Below are 19,721 nucleotides of genomic sequence, written 5' to 3'. Positions count from 1 at the left end.
CCTTGTAATTCTGCCGGTTACGGTAAAAGCACAGGGGGAGGCCATGATTTCAGGGAAGATATTATCAACGGAGAAAGAGATTGTTGATTTTGCAACAGTCTATCTGAAAGGTACCAATTACGGAGGAACGACGAATGAAGAAGGTATCTACCATCTCAAAGCTCCCGCAGGAAATTATACACTGGTTGTATCCGCCATCGGCTATAAAACAGTTGAAAAGCAAGTTAGGCTTATCAACGGCCAGCGCGTAAAACAAAATATCACCATCACTCCGCAAGTGGAAGAACTGGATGAAGTCGTAGTCGTTTCCAACGGCATCAGCCGCCTGAAACGTTCGGCCTTCAACGCCATAGCCGTAGATACCAAGGAACTACAAAACTCCACCAAAAGCCTGAGCGATGCGCTCGCCAAAGCACCGGGCATGAAACTCCGCGAATCGGGTGGTGTAGGCTCGGACATGCAGCTGATGCTCGACGGTTTCAGCGGAAAGCACGTGAAGGTCTTTATCGACGGCGTGCCGCAGGAAGGCGTAGGCAGTTCGTTCGCCCTGAACAATATACCGGTCAATTTCGCCGAACGCATCGAAGTATATAAAGGAGTAGTTCCCGTCGGTTTCGGAACGGATGCCATCGGCGGCGTTGTCAACATCGTGACGAACAAGAAACGACGCAACTGGTTCCTCGACGCCTCCTATTCTTTCGGCTCGTTCAATACGCACAAATCATACGTCAACTTCGGACAGACGCTGGATAACGGTTTCACTTACGAAATCAATGCTTTCCAGAACTATTCGGACAACGACTACTATGTAGATGCCCCGGTAAAGGATTTTGAAACCGGACGTCTCGACACGGATAAGAAAGAACGTGTGAAACGCTTCAACGACACCTACCATAACGAAGCCATCATCGGAAAGCTGGGATTTGTCAACAGGAATTGGGCCGACCGCCTGTTGTTCGGTTTCACTTATTCCAATATGTACCAGGATATACAGACGGGTGTACGCCAGAACACGGTTTACGGCGAGAAACACCGCAAAGGCCATTCCCTGATGCCGTCGCTGGAATACAACAAACGCAACCTGTTCACCGATGGTCTCGACCTGGTATTCACCGCCAATTACAACAAGAACCTGACGACCAACGTGGATACCTCCGCCTACGAATATAACTGGGCAGGCGACAAGCACCTGATGAACTCACGCGGCGAACAGTCCTACCAGCACACCCGTTCGGATAACAACAACTGGAACGGTACGGTCACCCTCAACTACCGCATCGGCAAGGCACATATGTTTACGTTCAACAACGTACTGACCGCCTTCCGCCGCTCCAACACCTCCCTGCTGACAAACGAGGAACTGACGGACGCCATCGACAAGGAGACACGCAAGAACATTGCCGGCCTCTCTTACCGCCTGATGCCGTCCGAACACTGGAACCTGTCCGTTTTCGGAAAGCATTACAACCAGTATGTAGCCGGTCCGATAGCAACTGATAACACAAGTTCAGAATATGTCCGCACCTCCCGCAGCGTCAACTCGATGGGATACGGGGCCGCCGGTACCTACTTCGTACTACCGGGGTTGCAGGCCAAACTGTCTTACGAAAAAGCCTACCGCCTGCCTACCATCGAGGAAATGTTCGGTAACGAAGACCTTGAGATGGGCGACATGGGCATCAAACCGGAAAACAGCGACAACCTGAACCTGAACGTAAGCTACAACAAAGCATTCAACAAACATAACGTGTATGTGGAAGGCGGTTTGATTTACCGCAACACCAAAGACTATATCCAGCGTAACATCACCGACCTGAGCGGTGGCAAACAAGCGGCGAGCTATATCAACTACGGCAAGGTGCTGACCAAAGGCTATAACATCTCCGCCCGTTACAGCTTTGCTAACTGGCTGAGCCTGGGCGGAAACTATACGCAGATGAATGTCCGCGACAACCAAAAGACGGCCATCAGCAACGGCGCAAACAATATCGCCTATAAACAGCGTATGCCGAACCTGCCGTACCGTTTCGCCGACTCCGACGTGACCTTCTACTGGCGTAACCTCTGGAAGAAAGGCAACACGCTGATAGTGACTTACGACAATCAGAACCTGCACAGCTTCACCTATTATTCTTCCATCATCGGTTCGAATAAGGGCGAATATGTGGTGCCGAACCAGTTCTCACACAACCTGACTCTCTCTTACAGCCTTCAGAACGGACGTTACAACATCTCGTTCGAGTGCCGCAACTTCACGGACGAAAAGCTATACGACAACTTCAGCCTGCAAAAGGCAGGACGGGCATTCTACGGAAAGGTCCGTGTCTATCTAGGTAATTAATCTCTCTAAAATAAATAGTAATAAACAATATTAAAACAAGACAAGATGAAGAAGAATTTCTTTTTAACAGGCCTTTTCGCTACTGCAATGGCCGGACTGACACTGACAGCGTGTGACGACGATCCATCTACCGGTGGCGGTGATGGCGGTGACGATGACAACAACGCGGAATATGTAATCGCAGCCTCTGTAACGGCTTCCGGAAATACAACCAATGTGCTGGTCAACGCCGAATCGTTGGACGAAGGTACCGTTACGACCATCAACAACGGCGTTGTGAACGACGGTGCAACCTACTGGGTATTCTTCAAGGAACAATATCTCTACGCCCTGACATACAACCAGGGAGAAGCCGGCGGAACCCGCTCGTATATCATGGATGCCAGCGGCGAACTGAAGAAGCGTTCTGCCGAGTTCGGTGTAAAGCGTTTTACCACCTATGGCATCTACGACAAATATATCATGACCTCTTCTACCGGTGACGGTCCTACGGAATGGAACGACGAAAACGGTTACACCCCGAAAGTATTCCTGCTTTCTTACCTGGACCCGGCAGCCGAAACATTCACCACCAACGATACGCAGAACAAAGCCTATTTGTCTGAAAACTTCCTGGGCACCGGTGAATACGTAACCCTGTCCGGTATGCTGGAACACAACAACAAGATTTACACAGCCGCCGTTCCGATGGGTCTGAGCCAGTACGGTACAAAAGACCAGAACGGCAAATGGGTATTGCCGGGCAACGAAGACCTGGTGAAGAAAGAATCGGGTGGTTCCAACAGCAGCGCCTACAAGAAAGACGAATTGCAGTGGACACAGTATCCGAACGAATGTTGGGTAGCCATCTTCGACGATGCAACCATGACCAGCAAGAAACTTATCAAAACAGACAAAATCAGCTATGCCGCAGGCCGTAACAAATCCCAGTATTACCAAATGATCTGGGCAGCCGACAACGGTGACGTATATGTATTCTCGCCGAGCTTCGCAAAGACGATGACCGATGCCCGCCAGAAGACAACGCTGCCCGCCGGTGTCGTTCGTATCCCCAGCGGAAGCACTGAGTTCGACGATTACTACTGCAACCTGGAAGCCCTGACCAACGGTAACTCTTTCCTCCGTAGCTGGCATATCGCAGACGATTATTTCATGTTACTGATGTACGACAGACCTCTCACAGAAACAGGCTATGTAGCCAACCAGTTGGCTATCTTCAAGGCCGGAGACAAGAAGTTGACATACGTAACAGGTCTTCCTTCAACCGACCAGATTTCCGGCTTCGGCAACGAACCGTATGTTGAAAAAGGCAACGCTTACGTAACCGTTACCTTCAACGAAGGCGGCGGCAACCCGGCTATCTACAAAATCGACCCGGCAACAGCCTCGGCAACCAAAGGTCTGACAATCGAAGCTACACAGGTGAGCGGTGTCGGTAAACTGACGGCTGCACAGTAAACAATAACAACGAAAGATGATTCGCATGTATATCTTTCTTATACTCCTCCTGCTCCCGCTAACCATACGGAGCCAGGAGGATATTTGTATAGGCAAGAAACAGTCTCTCCACTCTGCCGTATTAAATGAGGAACGGAACTACTGGATACACCTTCCCGCCGGCTATGAGCAGGATACAACGAAAAGATATCCGGTCATCTACCTGCTCGACGGAGACGCCTTCTTTCATTCGCTGGTAGGTATCAGCCGGACATTTACAACGGTCAGAGGCAAATACCTCCCGGAAAGCATCATCATCGGCGTGCTCAACGTCGACCGGACACGCGACCTGACGCCGACAGCCTCGGCAGCGGGACGGGACGGACGGATTGCCCCGGATGCCACTCCCCAGGGCGGCGGAAGCGAAACATTCAGCCGCTTCCTGACCGAAGAGCTCCGCGGCGTTATCGACAGCACCTGCCGGACGAACGGAAAGAATATGCTGATAGGCCATTCCTACGCGGGACTGTTCACCCTGAACACCTTCCTCCGCCATACGGAGCTGTTCGACACCTATCTGGCTGTCGACCCGAGCCTGTGGTGGGACCAGGGCAAGCTATCGCAGGAAGCTGCCGCATGGGTTGAAGGGAAAGACTTCACGGGTAAAAGCCTGTACATCGGCGTCGCTTCGAAGAAACGGACCGACCGGGTGGACATCCACCTCAACAAAGTAAACCACCTCCTCACGGAGGTATTGCCGCAGGCGAAGAACCTGCGTTTCTTTCATAAATCATTCCCCGAAGAGAACCACGGAACAGTCGCCATTCCGGGAATATACGACGGGATCAAACAATTATTCGGAAAATGAGAAAACTCTTTGCTAAAATACATCTATGGTTATCCATACCCTTCGGTATCATCATCGCCATTGTCTGCCTGACAGGGGCAATACTGGTATTTGAAACGGAGATACAGGAACTTTGCCACCCTTCCCACTACTTCGTAAAAGAGGTGAAGGGCGAACCGCTCCCGCCGGCCGCATTGATAGAATCAGCCCGGCGACAACTCCCCGACTCCATTAAGATAAACGGTATCCGCGTCACTCCCGACCCGAAACGTACCTACCAACTGGTGCTGCCGGGCAAAAAGGCCGCCGCCTTCATCGACCCCTACACCGCAGAGGTCACCGGCATCAACGACGGACAAGGTTTCTTCATGCAGATGATGCGCCTCCACCGCTGGCTGCTCGACTCCTATAAACGCGACGGCAGCTTTTCACTGGGGAAAGCGCTTGTAGGATACTCCACACTCGTACTGGCCATCATCCTCGTAAGCGGCCTTGTCATCTGGTATCCCCGTAACAGGAAGGCGTTGAAGAATCGCTTGAAAATAAAGGCGAACGCCGGCTGGTATCGTTTCTTCTACGACCTGCATGTGGCAGGAGGCTTTTACTCCACCCTCCTTCTGCTCGTCCTGACGCTCACCGGGCTGACCTGGTCGTTCGGTTGGTACCGGGATGCGTTCTATACGGCTTTCGGCGTAGAGACAACCCAGCCGCAGGTACATGCTCCGGCCCCTTCCGCCCAACAGGAACAGTCCGAAGATAAAAAGCCGGGGGAAAGAAGTCGCGGGGAGAGAGGCGGTCATCCGGAACGTTCCGGTTCTTCTGAAAGAAAAGAAAGGCAACAGAAAAGAACGGATTATACGGTATGGGCCGGCGTTCTATCGGATTTGCAGCACCGCTATCCGGCATACAACTCCATCACCATCCAGGACGGTTCAGCTTCCGTCTCCACCGCCCGATACGGTAATACTCGGGGGAGCGACCGTTACACATTCGATGCGGCAACGGGCCAAATCACCGATATCCAGTTATACAAAGACCTGCCCAAATCAGGAAAGATAAGAGGCTGGATATATTCCGTGCATGCCGGCACCTGGGGCGGCATGACGACGAAGATACTGAGCTGCCTGGTCTCCTTCCTCGGTGCAGTCTTCGCCATAACGGGTTATTATTTCTGGATTAAGAAGAAGATACGGAAAAGGAAGAGATAACCGCCCGGCTAAATGGCACACAAATGACGCTCATCTGTTTAATCTGCGTCATCTGCGTGCCATAGTGCGACATCACCTGCGGACTATCACCTTCTCCACCGTCCCATTGTCGAGGCGGACGAGGTAGATGCCGGGGGAGAGGGCATCGATGCGCGTCGTGCCGGCTGTCAGGGCGAGGCTACGGACGATGCGGCCGGTGAGGGCAACGACCTGCGCCTGCATCGGGCGGTCGGCTGTGATGAAGAGGCGGCCGTCGCGGGTGAAGATGCGGGTGGCGGTGGAGGCGACAGGTTCGTTCGCTACCGGGGGATTCTTCACGATGCCGCTGATGGTGACGGAGAGGTCGCTGCAGACGTTCTTCAACACATAGGCGCCGTCGCTGGTGCGCGGCGTGATGGTCTTGCCATCGTCGGTCGTCACTACGGGGACGGACTGGTCATAGGCCGCGTCGAGGGTAAGGTAGAAGCGGAAGTTATCCCAGGATTCGACCTGGTGGGAACCGGCTGCCGGGTCGGTCGTGACGCCTTCCACCGACGGGAGGGTGACGGTGTAGTAGACCGGCTCGGGCGGCGTGGGCGCTTCGTAGCGGAAAGAGGCCCTCAACCAGAGGTCGGCGCGGGGCATCTCGACGGTGGAGCCGCCGAGCGGCGTGTCGACGCTGCCCTGGCCGGTGCCGGAGAAGAAGCCTTCGAAAAAGTAATCCGTCCCGGTACTGTAAGAGAGCGTAAGAGGCGTTCCGGGACGCACGGCATCGCCATCATTGAGGGGCGTTGCCGGTTGTCCGGCGGTTACCGACAGGGTTCCTCCCGTTGCCTGGGTGAGATGAAGGAGCGGAAGGGCGGCAAGCGTACCGAAAGCGTCGTTGGGCGACTGTCCGGCGAGCAAGGTGCCGGGATACGAGAGGGAGCCGTCGGTAGCTTCTTCGACCAGCTTCAGGCGGGGCGATCGGGTGCCGTCCGTCCAGTCCCAGGCCTCTTCCCATCCGGCAGCGGCGGGCGAAACGCCTGCCAGGTCTTCGCGGACGGTTTCGCGGTAGGTGTCGGCGCCATCCAGCGAACCGGCGTCATAGCTATTGGCAAGGTTGCCGTTCAGGAGCATGGCGGGGTTGGCGTAGTTGGAAAGATAATTTAAAACGGTAGAAGTATTATTATAAGATGATACTATCCGGTGGATATTATCTCCTGTCCCGTTTACGTTCTTATTGAGAGCAAGGTTATGGGATAATTCACCGTCGCCGCTATAGACTCCGCAAATACCACCTGCATATTGTTCGGTTCCTCCCTGTGCCCGCACGTCTCCGGTGGCGTAGGTGCAGGAAAGGGTACCTAATGCATATCCGGCAATACCGCCGACATAGCAGTCTTTAGAAGCCGTAGCCTCCACTTCCACCGTTGCGTAACAATTAGTAAGGGTAAGGGAACCTGTACCGAAAAGGGCTGCACTTGCAAAACCAGCTATTCCTCCGGCATAAGCACCGTTTCCGTTTCCTGTCTCTGTTATCTTTATCGCCCCTGCCCCTTCCGCATAACAGTTGCGGAGGGTGGCAGCGCCATCGATACCTTGTATCCTTCCGGCTATTCCTCCGGCACAGACATAGCTACCTGTTGAAGCAGCCTCTATCCCATCAGCCGCCAGTTCGACACCCAGGTTTTGAAGCGTACCGTTTATGACATCACCGAATAAGCCGGCAAAAACAGCGGTAATTGTGTTATCACTCTTAATCTTCACCTTCAACCCTTTCACTTTATACCCTTTCCCATCGAAATGGGCACGGAAGGAGGCGCCGCTACGATTCCCTATCGGCATCCAGTTCTTCCCCTTCAAATCAATATCAGCAGAAAGGGCGAAGCAATAGCCGGAGAAGCCGGATTTACCGGAAGTACTGTTATCTATACTTTCCCCCTTATCCAACTTCAACTCTCTCGCCCTGGCATTCACCTGCCGTGCGAAATACGCCAGTTCTTCCGCGTTGGCGATAAGGATAGGATTCTCGAAACTTTTGCCGTCGCCCCCGTTTACATTGGCGATGGAAGTAGCCGCATAGTCTGACCAGATAAAGGCATTGAGGTAATTGCTTGCCAGGTAGTCTGTCTGGGAACCGGCAGGCCAGGCTGCAAAGGAGGGAGTGCCTTTCCCATCATCCGTTGCCATTCGGAGTTGCGGCAGGTTGTCTTCGGGAAATACCCAGGCGGTAGACCAGGCGTTATCGTTGGAGGGCGCATTTCTCAGGACGCTTTCAAAGTCTTCAAGGCTGGTGTTGCCGCCGTCCTGCGAGTCGGACGTGCTGCCGGATACTGCTTTGTAGTTTACCTTGACACCGGGGTTGGCGTAGTTGGAAAGATAATTTAAAACGGTAGAGGTATAAGATGATGCTATTCGGTGGATATTATCTCCTATCCCGCTTACGCTCTTATTGAGAGCAAGGTTATGGGATAATTCACTGCTGCCGTTAGAGAGTCCGCAAATACCACCTGCACATTGTTCGGTTCCTCCCTGTGCCCGCACGTCTCCGGTGGCGTAGGTGTAGGAAAGACCTGGTGCATATCCGGCAATACCACCGACCCTGCACTTATCAGAAGCCGTCGCCTCCACATTAACTGTTGCGTAACAATTAGTAAGGGTAAGGGAACCGGTACCGGTACCAGCAGCATCGGCTGCACCGGCTATTCCTCCGGCAGAAGCACTCTTTCCGTTTCCGGTCCCTGTTATCTTTATCGCCCCTTTCCCTTCCACATAGCAGTTGCGGAGGGTGGCAGCGCCATCGAAACCTTGTATCCTTCCGGTTATTCCTCCGGCATAGACATCGTAACCTGTTGAAGCAGCCTCTATCCCCTCATCCGCCAGTTCGACACCCAAGTTTTGAAGCGTACCGTTTATGACATTACCGAATAAGCCGGCAAAGACAGCGATAGTTGTGTCATCACTCTTAATCTTCACCTTCAACCCTTTCACTTTATGCCCTTTCCCATCGAAATGGGCACAGAAGTAGGCAGTACTGCCATTCCCTATCGGCACCCAGTTCTTCCCCTTCAAATCAATATCAGCAGAAAGGGCGAAGTAATAGCCGAAGAAGCCGGAAGTACCGGAAGTACTGCTTTTATCTATACTTCCTCCATTATCAACCGTCAACTCTCTCCCCCCGTCATTCACCTGCCGTGCGAAATACGCCAGTTCTTCCGCGCTGGCGATAAGGATAGGATGATCGAAACTTGTGCCGTCGCCCCCGTCTACATTGGCGATGGAGGTAGCCGCATTGTTCTCCCAGTCGTCGGGGTTGCCTGCCGTGGCAGCGAATGTCATAAAAAGAAAAAACAGCCCGGCGAATAAACGGAGGACTGCGCAAGGTCGTTGTACTGTTATTTTCATATGCATAATCAATATTAATATAGTGTGTGTAGATGGATGCGGAAATTTATGGGAGTCGTAACCGAGCAGTTACGAGTGTCGTAAACGCTCAGTTACGGGTGCCGTAAACGGTCGGTTACGACTCCCGTAACAAAAGGGTTACTCAATCTCGGGACGATCGCTTCCGCCTGTACCTACCTTCAGCAGGTAAGGGAAACGGCTGCGGCGTACGTCTTTGAGGAGGGTCTTGCTGTTACCGCCATACTGCGTGGCAACTTCCAGATAGTAGTTGCCGTCAGCCAGCGCGGGGATGATAAAGGCGAAGTTCGACGGTTCGTTGCGCGAGAGGACGGTCTCGGGCACGGCAACGACCTTCGTTTCGTCGGTGACGTCGACAAAGAAGAAGCCGACTTCCTTGCCTGCCTCGCCGACAATTTTCACGCGGTTGCCTTTGCCGTTGAGCGTGTTGCCCGGACTGAGTTTCTCGTTGGTCGTCTTGGTCAACACGTCGTAGACGGTCGTCACGGTCGGCATGCCGTCTTTCGTTCCGTTGATGATTACGTCGATCATATCGAGTTCCTTACGAAGCTCCGCCAGCGGGATGCAGCGCATAACTACCCGGTTGGTTGCGGGATTGAAGCCTGCACCGGGGCCGATCACGGCGCCTTCGACGCCCAAAGAGTTGTTGGCGAAACCGAATTCGACGGTAGCACCTGAGTATACTTCCTCCTTCGCCTGCTTTTCGATATCCTTGTAAGCGGTCAACAGTTCGGAAGCCGAGAATTTGCTGCCTGCTTTGGCGGCAAGGCTGCACAGGCCGTCGATAGAGCGTCGGCCCACATAAGTGATGTTGATGGTGGAGTCGTCTTCGCGCTCGGTCAGCTTGTTCTCGACCAGCGTTCCAATGATGCTTCTCCTTTTGGGTTCATCGTTTGCCATAATTATTGATTGTTTTAGTTCATGGAGAACTCCCGCATTCCTATTGATAATGAACCACTTTACAGAGAATTTCTATTGAAAAACATCAGTTTTTCCTTTTGAAGCATCCCCCTGTGAAACCCTCCTCGGTACCTCGTTGGTACCAAAGCACAACGAAAACACAACGGTATTAGGGGATGCAGACAACGCAAACGACGCAGACGCTCGCAGACTTTTTAATTTTCAATCTTTCTCTGCGTGCGTCCGCGTCGTTTGCGCTGTCCGCGTTCCCTAATAGATTTTATTCTCATATCCCCCTAAAAAACAAGCTGTCAGATGTTGCGTACCCCGAAATAATCCTTATATTTGCTCACATTATAAACGTAGTTCTCCATGTACTACGTCACTCTTCCGCCGCGTCATTGCCCACCGCCCGTCGTCTGAAAAGCATCCGTAACGCTGAACAAGGGAGGCATGATGAAAACTTATTCAGAACCCGAAATCCCCGTCTTCTTCATGCTGCTTCTCCTGTTCCTTACCGGTTAGATAAATGAAATCGTTCCCACTCCGGATCATATCGGAGGCAGGGACTTTTTCTTTTAACTTATCTATCTCGCCCTTTTCCTTGACACAAACCAAGGCACGATAGCTCTTCGAAGGTTTGTCAGCCACAAACCAGACACCCGTATAGGCAACACCTTCCAGATAATGCATCAGCGAAGTGCTGACCCCGGATATGCCGATAGGTCCCCGGAAAAATTTAACTTTGCCCGAATAAGGAGACAATCCTTCCAACTGTTCCGGGAAGGCCGGATTCTCCTTGCCATCCATCGGCAGATAATAACGAATTACCGCGTCCGCCTTACTTTTTGCCGCCGCCGAACCGGAAGGAAAAACGACCGACACATATTTATTCCCAACCACAGCCTGCAACTGGTAAGGCGACAGGCAATCGATGCACCCTAAAGTATCCGCCCGCTGGCATCTGAACACATGGAGCGAATAAATACCGAACGCGTCCTCCGGCGTTGGCATATCATAAATCTCAACCGTATATTCCTGCCCTTCGTAAACGACATCGCGGACTACCAGCTTACTGACGCCGTATTCGAGAAACTGTTCCGCTCCCCCGTTCATAAAACCATAAAGGCCGGAACCGGTAAATTCGCGCTCCCTTTTCACCTCAACCTCCTGTGCTGCCAGGAAAGCCGGGATAAACATCAAAAGCCCCAACCACTGTATAACGTGTTTCATGCCTGCAAATTTATTTCGACCAGTTCTATCTTTTCCTTGTCGGCCACTCCCAACTTGAACTCCTGTGCCATATCCATAAAGGCACGTGCCCCGGCTTTCTCTTCCTCCTGCACGCCTTCTTCGATACGTTTGGCAATCACCATATCATAACCGATGCGGTCGACTGCCACCGGGTCGCTTCCCGCCAGAATCGTATTGTAATGACAGATAAACTGCGGATTGGCAGCCGGCCCGCCATCGAAACAGCCAATCATACCGTCGGTAATATTCAATACCACCTTATCACGCAAAGGAGGAAAGGCACAAGCCGAAGCACAGGTGTCGTGCCACATCGGGCCGTGAAGCCGCGCCGTATTGGTAATAGAGCCGAAAGCCAGGTTCTTCATACAGGAAGTAATCGTCGTTCCCGCATTCTTCAGCACCGGGACGTTGATGATTTTCGTCACCATCTCCGTACATATCTTTGTGAAGTAAGAGTATTTTCCGCCATTAATCATGAACGGCATGGTGTAGGCATCATACTCGCCCTCCAAATCAACAAAGTAATATCGCTCCTTGTCAATCCGTTCTTCCCCGTAAAACTTTCCTTCGGCATTGATATAGCTGCCGTTCTCATCGGCGTATTCCGTACCGATGATGCGGATATCGGGGTAATTCTCCGGGGTAAAGCCGGACTCTTTCAGGTCTGCCTCCCGCCTATCCCAGATAACGATGTTTTTCCGGGAGATGCCGGCCTCTTCCAACTGGTTAATAATAGATTGCGTCAGAGCGTGCGAAGTAGACAGCAGCTTCCCGGCAATCGGATTCACTTTCAGTCCGATTACATCATCGGGACCGACAAATTGCAGCCATGCCTCTTTCAGATTCTCTTTCCCCGTCAGGTTCAACAGACAGTTCCGGAGCATTTCATAAGCGGCTTCCTCCGACGGTTGCCCGTCGACAATACAACCGGGGTGAGTCGCTTTTACCACTTTCCCGGGATATTTGCCCGGCATGGAGTTCTCATTCCGGGGAATGGCAAGGGCATCCTTTACATTGGTTGCCGGCTTCTCTTTGACCGCCTGCACCGAAGGGGCAGCCTTCACGATGGGAGAAAAAGCGACACTCGCCCCTCCAAGGGCTAACGAACGAAAAAAGTTTCTTCTTTTCATGGCATTACATTATTAAGTCTTCAGCCTGCTAAGGTATTGATTTTCTCCGGTGCATCTCCCCTTTTGACAGTTATTAGTACAACAAATCGCTTTCCGCAGGTATTGGTAGCAAACAAGAAAGTATTTACTTTTACCGAATTCTTTATAACTCAATAATACAATTAACTCACAATTTTGTTATAATTATAGAGTTGCTTGTAAGCGACCATCTATCAGATAAGAAAGAAGTTATTTAATTAAACAGAATCAAAAATGAATTTAGCAGAAGTCTTGCAGTTCCGCCGTTCCGTGCGGGTATATGATAAAGAAAAACCGATAGACCCGGAAAAGGTCAAACAATGTCTGGAACTGGCAACGCTGGCTCCCAACAGTTCGAACATGCAATTATGGGAATTCTATCAAATTACAGAACCCGAATTATTAGCAAAGATTTCGAAGGCTTGTCTGAGTCAGACAGCAGCCTCCACAGCTCCGGAAATAGTTATTTTCGTTACCCGTCAGGACTTATATAAGAAACGGGCAAAATTCGTTCTCGAGTTCGAGAAAGGGAATATCCTGCGAAACAGTCCTGAGGAACGCCAGGAGAAACGTATCAAAGACAGAGAATTATATTATGGGAAAGTAATGCCGTTCCTTTATGCCAGGTTCTTCGGTTTGCTGGGATTTTTAAGGGTTATACTGGCTAAAAGCATCGGTCTCTTCCGCCCTATGGTACGTGAAGTTTCCGAAAGCGACATGCGCGTCGTCGTTCATAAATCCTGTGCACTGGCTGCCCAGACATTTATGATTGCCATGGCAAATGAAGGATACGATACTTGCCCTTTAGAGGGTTTCGACAGTACACAAATCAAAAAACTATTGAAATTACCGCACGGTGCCGGGATAAATATGGTCATTCCATGTGGCATCCGAAAAGGTAACAGAGGCATCTGGGGAGAACGATGCAGAGTGCCGTTCAACGAAGTTTATCATAGGATTTAATCTATCTTTCAAACGGGGAGAGGCTCCTGTTTTCATACCTAGCAGTAGGTATTTAATACAGATTTAATACCAGAGTTGCCATTTTATACCGTATAATACCTTATATTTGCAACAAGGTGATGGAGAAGTTCAGGAAATATCTGCGTATAGCGCTCCCCGCACTGTTTATTGCGTATCTGGGATGCCTGATTGCGTTTACCCACGTCCATATCGTGAACGGGGTAACGATAGTCCATTCGCACCCTTACCATAAAACGGACGACGGCCGGCCGGACCATGAACATGGTTACGCGGAGTTCCAGTTACTTCACCAGCTTTCTACGATTCAAATCAGCGGAGCTGCGTTTGTTTCGATTCTGCTTGCCGCTTTTCTTACTACATTATTTATACTCAGAAATAATCCGGTCTACCCGGATTACCTGCTCCCTGTACGGGGAAAGTTATCTCTTCGTGCCCCTCCTGTAATCTGATACATACGGACTTTTTTTGTTAGGATGCCTGTGTTCAAACAGGTACATCCCTTGTATTACCTATTTATCAGAACAAATTAAAATGAATAAGATTATAACACTTATGCTATGCCTTTGCTGTGCCGTTACGGTTGCACGGGCAACAGGAGACGACGAGAAAATGAACGCTTCGGATGCTAATGTATTCGGACATGTACTGGACAAAGAGACAGGCGAACACCTGCCCTTCATCACCGTTATGCTGAAAGGGACGACCATAGGGACCACGACAGACAATTCCGGTCATTATTTCCTGAAAAACCTGCCCGAGGGCAAGTTTACACTCGAATTCAAATATCTCGGATACAAAACCGTAACCCGCGAAGTGACCCTGGTAAAAGGGAAAACACAGGAAATAAACGTCGAGTTGGAAGAAGATCGGATTGCCCTGGACGGCGTTGTCGTCTCGGCAAACCGGAGCGAGACTTCGCGGCGCCTGGCTCCCACCCTGGTCAATGTCATCGACTCGAAGCTATTTAAAACGACCAATGCGGTAAATCTGGCGCAGGGACTGAATTTTCAGCCAGGTGTACGTGTTGAGACAAACTGCCAGAATTGTGGTTTCCAACAGGTACGTATCAATGGGTTGGACGGGCCTTACACCCAAATATTAATCGACTCACGCCCAATCTTCAGCGCCCTTTCGGGGGTATACGGACTGGAACAGATTCCGGCGAATATGATTGACCGTGTCGAAGTGATGCGCGGCGGCGGTTCAGCCTTATTCGGCTCTTCCGCCATTGCAGGGACCATCAATATCATTACTAAGGAGCCATTGCGCAATTCCGGAGAACTGACGCATACGATTTCTTCTATCGGAGGAAGTTCGGCTTTTGATAACAACACGACACTGAACGCTTCGCTGGTGACGGACAACAGTAAAGCCGGCATGTACATCTTCGGTCAGAACCGCCATCGTTCCGGCTACGACCATGACGGTGACGGTTATACCGAACTGCCGAAACTTAAAAACCAGACGGTCGGTTTCCGTTCCTACCTGAAAACAAGCACTTACAGCAAGCTGACATTCGAATATCATCACATGAACGAGTACCGCCGTGGCGGTAACCTGCTGGACCGTCCGCCCCATGAAGCGGATATTGCTGAACAACTGGAGCATTCCATCGACGGCGGGGGCCTGAAGTTCGACCTTTTCTCTTCCGATTACAAACATAGGCTCAGCGTCTTTACTTCGGCCCAGAACACCGACCGCGACAGTTATTACGGTACAGCGCAAGACCCGAATGCCTACGGCAAGACTACCGACCTCACTTTTATGGCGGGAACACAGTATGCCTACAGCTTCGACAAGTTCCTGTTTATGCCGTCGGACCTGACAGCCGGACTGGAATACAATTACGACCATCTGAAAGATGAAATGATAGGTTACAACCGCTATACGAACCAGAAAGTCCATATCGAAAGCCTTTTCCTGCAAAACGAATGGAAAAACAAAATGTGGAGTTTCCTGATCGGAGCACGTATGGATAAACATAATATGATAGATAATGTGATATTCAGTCCGCGTGCCAATGTACGTTTCAATCCGACGGAGGATATCAATATCCGTGCCAGTTACTCCAGCGGCTTCCGTGCTCCGCAGGCTTTCGACGAGGATATGCACATCTCTGCCGTAGGTGGTGAAATTGCGATGATACAACGAGCAAAAGACCTGAAAGAAGAGAAATCGCAGAGTCTCAGCACATCGGTCGACTTCTATCACCGTTTCAAGAACGGAATCCAGACAAATTTCCTGATTGAAGGATTCTACACCAGCCTGAGCGATGTCTTTGTGTTGGAGGACATCGGTAAAGACGAGCAGGGTAATATCATCAAGGAACGCCGTAACGGTTCGGGAGCCAAAGTGATGGGACTGACGCTCGAAGGAAAAAGCGTTCTCTCCTCCTGGCTGTCCTTACAGGCAGGCGTTACCTTACAGCGCAGCCGTTACAACGAGCCGGAGAAATGGAGCGATAACGAGAATGTCCCGACAGAACGGAAGATGTTCCGCACTCCCAATACCTACGGTTACTTCACCTCGACGCTGACTCCGCTGAAACATTTCACGGCAGCTTTGTCGGGTACTTATACCGGAAGCATGCTGGTACAGCACCTGGCCGGCTATATCCCGATAGACAAGGCGGTCAAAACACCGGACTTCTTCGACATGAACATCAAGCTGGCATACGACTTCCACATCTACAAAGACATCAACCTGGAAGTAAACGCCGGTGTACAGAATATCTTCGAAGCCTACCAGTCCGACTTCGACCAGGGACGCAAACGCGACTCCGCCTACATCTACGGACCGGCCGCACCGAGAAGTTATTTTGCGGGGGTTAAGATTTCTTATTAGAAAGAATTGATCCTACTTTTCCCTTGATGGAAAAGTCGCCAAAAGATCAAGGCTGCACCTGCTTCGCTACTCCGCATCCTCCGTTCGCTGTCGTCTGTGAACTCGCTGCGCTCAAACAGCACAGCCTCCGGACGCTCTCTACGGATGCTTCGTTTAACGCTCATCAGCTGATGCCTTTCATAGAACGCTTTGCGTTCTCCTGGGATGGCCGATACTACCTGTTAAATCCAGAAAGTCTTTGTTCTATAAGTATCGGTGTCGGCTATCCCAAGCGGGGTAACAGGGGTAAATAAACAATTTTAGGGAAAACTATCCTACCATACCAGCCAGGTCGGATGACAATGCCTGTTTCTTCTTTGTGCAGAAACGTTCGCACTGCATGCAGATATCATATCCTAATAAGGCGCCGAGAATAAAATCTTCCTCAGGAGTAAGCAAGTTCAAAGGACGGGTAACCAGCAAACGGATTACATCAATACATTCAGGTCTGCCGAAATAAATATTCACACTCCGCTCACCGGCATCCTGCTTCACATAGCAAATCTGCTGGCTTTCCAGACGATCGGTGGCAATCTTTTCATAAGATTTATTGATCGTGCATAAAACCATGCTTCGTATCCCCTTTTTATATTCGTAGATATGATTCAAAAAAACTTTTACCTCTCCGGGAATCTTATTCTCTTTGACCGTTACCATCGCACTAACTGATGCAACCGAAAATAGCCACGAACTTACCGGATAAATCCAGTTTCTTTATCTTGGCAAGGAAATCATACCAGTCATCCTGCAAATCGCCGGCGCCCCAGGTAGAACTACCCAGTATCAAAACCTCATAACCTGCCAGATCGGAAGGAGAAGCCTTCGCCACATCGTACAGGTTAGAAGCATCCACGCCTAACTTGGCTGCTATACGTTTTGCAATATCCTCTGTTGTCCCGGTTGAAGAACCGTAAAAAATACCTATTGTCTTCATCTTATTCTATTTTTAATTGACGAAGACAAAGGTCAGATATCTCCCTTATAAAGGCAATACCTATAAATGTGTATTTTAGAGGGTTAAAATACCTACCGATTAATCAGCCACACGACCGACCGACTTTATGTTCTTTATCTTAGAAAGCGTCACACACATCTTCTGTATGTCTTCCACATCATGCACTTTCATCTTAATCTTTCCTTCAAACACACCGTCTTTCGCTTCAATAAGCAGACGCATGATATTTACATTGAAGTCATCGGAGATTGTTTTAGTGATTGTGTTCAGAACGCCAATCGAGTCGATACCTTTCACTTCGAGAGTAGCCTCAAAGGAAGCATTCTTATGGCTACTCCATTCGGTATTCAGGATACGTTCGCCGAAACTGCTCTTCAGGCGCATGGCAATCGGACAGGAGCGTTTATGAACAACCACATTGCCGTCATCGTTGATGAAGCCCAACGCATCGTCACCCGGAATAGGTTTACAGCATTCAGCAATGACATAATTACGTTCGAATGCTTCTTCACGAAGGATATAAGGTTTCGATTTATCGTATTTTGCTTTCGGTTTTTCTTCTTTCTGTACCTCTTCTTTCTCCTTATTATTCTTGAAACCAACTCCTAACGCCTGCTTTACATACTTAAATAAAACATTATCGGTCTTTTCCTTCAATAGCTTCTTTATATTTTCCGGCAAGGTGACATCACCCTTTTCCACGGCATAAAAGAATTCCTCCCGCTTGGAAAAACCGAAATACATACATAACTTATCCAGATTAGACGTACTTGCCTCCATATCAGAGCGCTTAAAGGCTGCAATCACCTTCTCCTCACCCACTTTGGCTGCATCCTTACGGGCACGCTTCAATACGGCATCGATCTTTGAACGGGCTTTTGCCGTAGTAACAAAATTAAGCCATTCCGCTTGCGGCTCCTGTGAACGGGAAGTCAGTATCTCCACCTGGTCTCCACTGGCCAACGGGTGACTGAGAGGAACCAGGCGATGGTTTACTTTCGCACCGATACATTTATTACCGATATTGGTATGCAGCGCATAGGCAAAGTCAAGCGCGGTTGCCCCCTGGGGAAGCGTTTTTATATCCCCTTTCGGGGTAAACACGAATATTTCAGAGGTAAAGAGGTTCAGCTTGATCGTATCCAGGAAGTCGAGGGCATTCGGGTCCGGACTTTCCAGGATTTCAGTAATTGTCTGAAGCCATTTATCGAGTTCGGTATCTTCTTCTACGCTGTGTTCTTTATATTTCCAGTGTGCGGCAAATCCTTTCTCAGCAATATCGTCCATACGCCGGCTGCGAATCTGTATTTCCACCCACTGCCCATCGGGGCCCATGACTGTCAGGTGTAACGCCTGGTATCCGTTAGCCTTCGGACGGCTTACCCAGTCACGGATTCGATCCGGACGAATACGGTAAATATCTGTTATTGCGGAATAGATATCCCAGCACATATTCTTTTCATCCACACCCGGCAGCGGGTCAAAAATGATACGGACGGCATACAGGTCATAGATATCTTCAAAGGTAATCCCTTTGCTCTCCATCTTGTTCCAGATAGAGTAAGCTGATTTCACACGAGCTTTCATCTCATAATGCAAGCCCATTTCTTTCAGTTTCTTATCGACCGGAATTGCGAAATGTTCGAAAAGTTTATTACGGCTTTCCTCGGAGGCTTGCAGTTTCTGTTCGATAAAATCATATTCCTGAGGATGCTCATATTTAAAACTCAGGTCCTCCAGTTCCGTTTTGATGGTGAAGAGACCCAGGCGATGAGCCAAAGGTGCATAAAGATAAAGTGTCTCTCCGGCAATCTTGAATTGTTTGGCGGGAAGCATCGAACCCAAGGTTCGCATATTGTGCAGACGGTCGGCGATTTTGATCAGGATTACACGAATATCGTCACTCATGGTAAGCAACAACTTACGGAAGTTTTCCGCCTGTGCCGAAGCCTGTTCTCCGAAAATACCACCGGATATCTTAGTCAGCCCATCTACAATCTGGGCAATCTTCGGACCGAACATATCACTGATATCCTGTACGGTATATTCCGTATCTTCCACTACATCGTGGAGCAGAGCCGAACAAATAGAAGTTGACCCCAGTCCCATTTCACGGCAAACAATCCGTGCAACGGCAATGGGGTGCATGATATAGGGTTCGCCGGACCGCCGTTTCACGCCGGCATGCGCCTGATTGGCAAAGTTGAACGCCTTAGTAATGCGCTCCACCTTCCTCCGGTGATTTGAATTCAGATAGTCCTTCAGCAGCTCGTTAAATCCATCCTGGATCATTTTCTCGTCTGCCGTCATAGCGGGTAACATGTCACCAGCTTCCTTTGTGTCTTTTGTGTCTATCGCATCACTCATGGTTACAACCTCT

The 19,721-nt window shown here is 50.2% G+C and carries 14 protein-coding genes and 1 pseudogene; 7 read left to right on the top strand and 8 right to left on the bottom strand.

All coding sequences use genetic code 11. The features are described 5' to 3' along the window. Positions 1 to 43 precede the first annotated feature (43 nt). The 4 genes from K6V26_RS26045 to K6V26_RS26030 are packed head-to-tail and all read left to right on the top strand — an operon-like array spanning position 44 to position 5,833. The gene (locus K6V26_RS26045) at positions 44 to 2,341 is read left to right on the top strand and encodes a TonB-dependent receptor (RefSeq protein WP_224265881.1); all 2,298 of its coding nucleotides are present in this window, start codon (positions 44 to 46) and stop codon (positions 2,339 to 2,341) included. A 45-nt stretch (positions 2,342 to 2,386) separates the two neighbouring features. Continuing rightward, positions 2,387 to 3,799 (top strand): DUF4374 domain-containing protein, encoded by a 1,413-nt coding sequence (locus K6V26_RS26040; protein ID WP_224264242.1) that lies wholly within the window; start codon positions 2,387 to 2,389, stop codon positions 3,797 to 3,799. Positions 3,800 to 3,815: 16 nt separating this feature from the next. Then, on the top strand, positions 3,816 to 4,646 hold the full coding sequence (locus tag K6V26_RS26035) for an alpha/beta hydrolase (RefSeq protein WP_317197510.1): 831 nt from the start codon (positions 3,816 to 3,818) through the stop codon (positions 4,644 to 4,646). Further along, positions 4,643 to 5,833, top strand: a complete 1,191-nt coding sequence (locus tag K6V26_RS26030; protein ID WP_224264240.1) for a PepSY-associated TM helix domain-containing protein — start codon at positions 4,643 to 4,645, stop codon at positions 5,831 to 5,833. The genes K6V26_RS26035 and K6V26_RS26030 overlap by 4 nt, the downstream gene beginning before the upstream one ends. Positions 5,834 to 5,905: 72 nt before the next feature. Here the strand turns inward: K6V26_RS26030 and K6V26_RS26025 are convergent, their stop codons facing one another. The 4 genes from K6V26_RS26025 to K6V26_RS26010 form a co-directional block, all read right to left on the bottom strand. Continuing rightward, complete coding sequence (locus tag K6V26_RS26025; RefSeq protein ID WP_224264239.1) at positions 5,906 to 9,199, bottom strand: T9SS type A sorting domain-containing protein; 3,294 nt, start codon at positions 9,197 to 9,199, stop codon at positions 5,906 to 5,908. A gap of 138 nt (positions 9,200 to 9,337) precedes the next feature. Next, on the bottom strand, positions 9,338 to 10,117 hold the full coding sequence (locus tag K6V26_RS26020; protein WP_224264238.1) for a DUF4469 domain-containing protein: 780 nt from the start codon (positions 10,115 to 10,117) through the stop codon (positions 9,338 to 9,340). A gap of 468 nt (positions 10,118 to 10,585) precedes the next feature. Further along, entirely contained in the window at positions 10,586 to 11,350 is a 765-nt protein-coding gene (locus K6V26_RS26015) for a DUF6599 family protein (RefSeq protein ID WP_224264237.1), read from the bottom strand. Then, the gene (locus K6V26_RS26010; protein ID WP_224264236.1) at positions 11,347 to 12,501 is read right to left on the bottom strand and encodes a DUF362 domain-containing protein; all 1,155 of its coding nucleotides are present in this window, start codon (positions 12,499 to 12,501) and stop codon (positions 11,347 to 11,349) included. The genes K6V26_RS26015 and K6V26_RS26010 overlap by 4 nt, the downstream gene beginning before the upstream one ends. 252 nt (positions 12,502 to 12,753) lie before the next feature. Between K6V26_RS26010 and K6V26_RS26005 the strand changes: the two genes are divergently transcribed. The 3 genes from K6V26_RS26005 (at position 12,754) to K6V26_RS25995 (ending at position 16,347) form a co-directional block, all read left to right on the top strand. Next, positions 12,754 to 13,482, top strand: coding sequence for a nitroreductase family protein (locus K6V26_RS26005; RefSeq protein WP_224264235.1), 729 nt, complete (start codon positions 12,754 to 12,756; stop codon positions 13,480 to 13,482). A 119-nt stretch (positions 13,483 to 13,601) separates the two neighbouring features. After that, positions 13,602 to 13,952 (top strand): hypothetical protein, encoded by a 351-nt coding sequence (locus tag K6V26_RS26000; protein WP_128132880.1) that lies wholly within the window; start codon positions 13,602 to 13,604, stop codon positions 13,950 to 13,952. 82 nt (positions 13,953 to 14,034) lie between these two features. After that, entirely contained in the window at positions 14,035 to 16,347 is a 2,313-nt protein-coding gene (locus tag K6V26_RS25995; RefSeq protein ID WP_224264234.1) for a TonB-dependent receptor, read from the top strand. On the opposite strand, the gene K6V26_RS25990 is transcribed toward K6V26_RS25995, so the two are convergent. The 4 genes and pseudogenes from K6V26_RS25990 to K6V26_RS25975 all read right to left on the bottom strand — a co-directional run bounded on the left by K6V26_RS25990 (position 16,344) and on the right by K6V26_RS25975 (position 19,708). Further along, positions 16,344 to 16,511: a hypothetical protein gene (locus K6V26_RS25990; RefSeq protein ID WP_224264233.1), complete on the bottom strand. Its 168-nt coding sequence runs from the start codon at positions 16,509 to 16,511 to the stop codon at positions 16,344 to 16,346. The genes K6V26_RS25995 and K6V26_RS25990 overlap by 4 nt on opposite strands. Positions 16,512 to 16,656: 145 nt before the next feature. Next, positions 16,657 to 17,043, bottom strand: coding sequence for a DUF2023 family protein (locus K6V26_RS25985; RefSeq protein WP_224264232.1), 387 nt, complete (start codon positions 17,041 to 17,043; stop codon positions 16,657 to 16,659). 13 nt (positions 17,044 to 17,056) lie between these two features. Next, positions 17,057 to 17,320: pseudogene (locus K6V26_RS25980) on the bottom strand (flavodoxin domain-containing protein); the annotation flags it as partial. Between the two features lie 99 nt (positions 17,321 to 17,419). Next, a complete protein-coding gene (locus tag K6V26_RS25975) occupies positions 17,420 to 19,708 on the bottom strand; it encodes a RelA/SpoT family protein (protein ID WP_224264231.1) in 2,289 nt (762 codons plus the stop codon). Positions 19,709 to 19,721: the final 13 nt, after the last annotated feature.

It is taken from the genome of Parabacteroides goldsteinii (assembly GCF_020091425.1).
Lineage (GTDB): Bacteria > Bacteroidota > Bacteroidia > Bacteroidales > Tannerellaceae > Parabacteroides > Parabacteroides goldsteinii.
The sequence above is the reverse complement of the archived record's forward strand: the minus strand, read 5'-3'. Positions and strand labels throughout refer to the sequence as shown.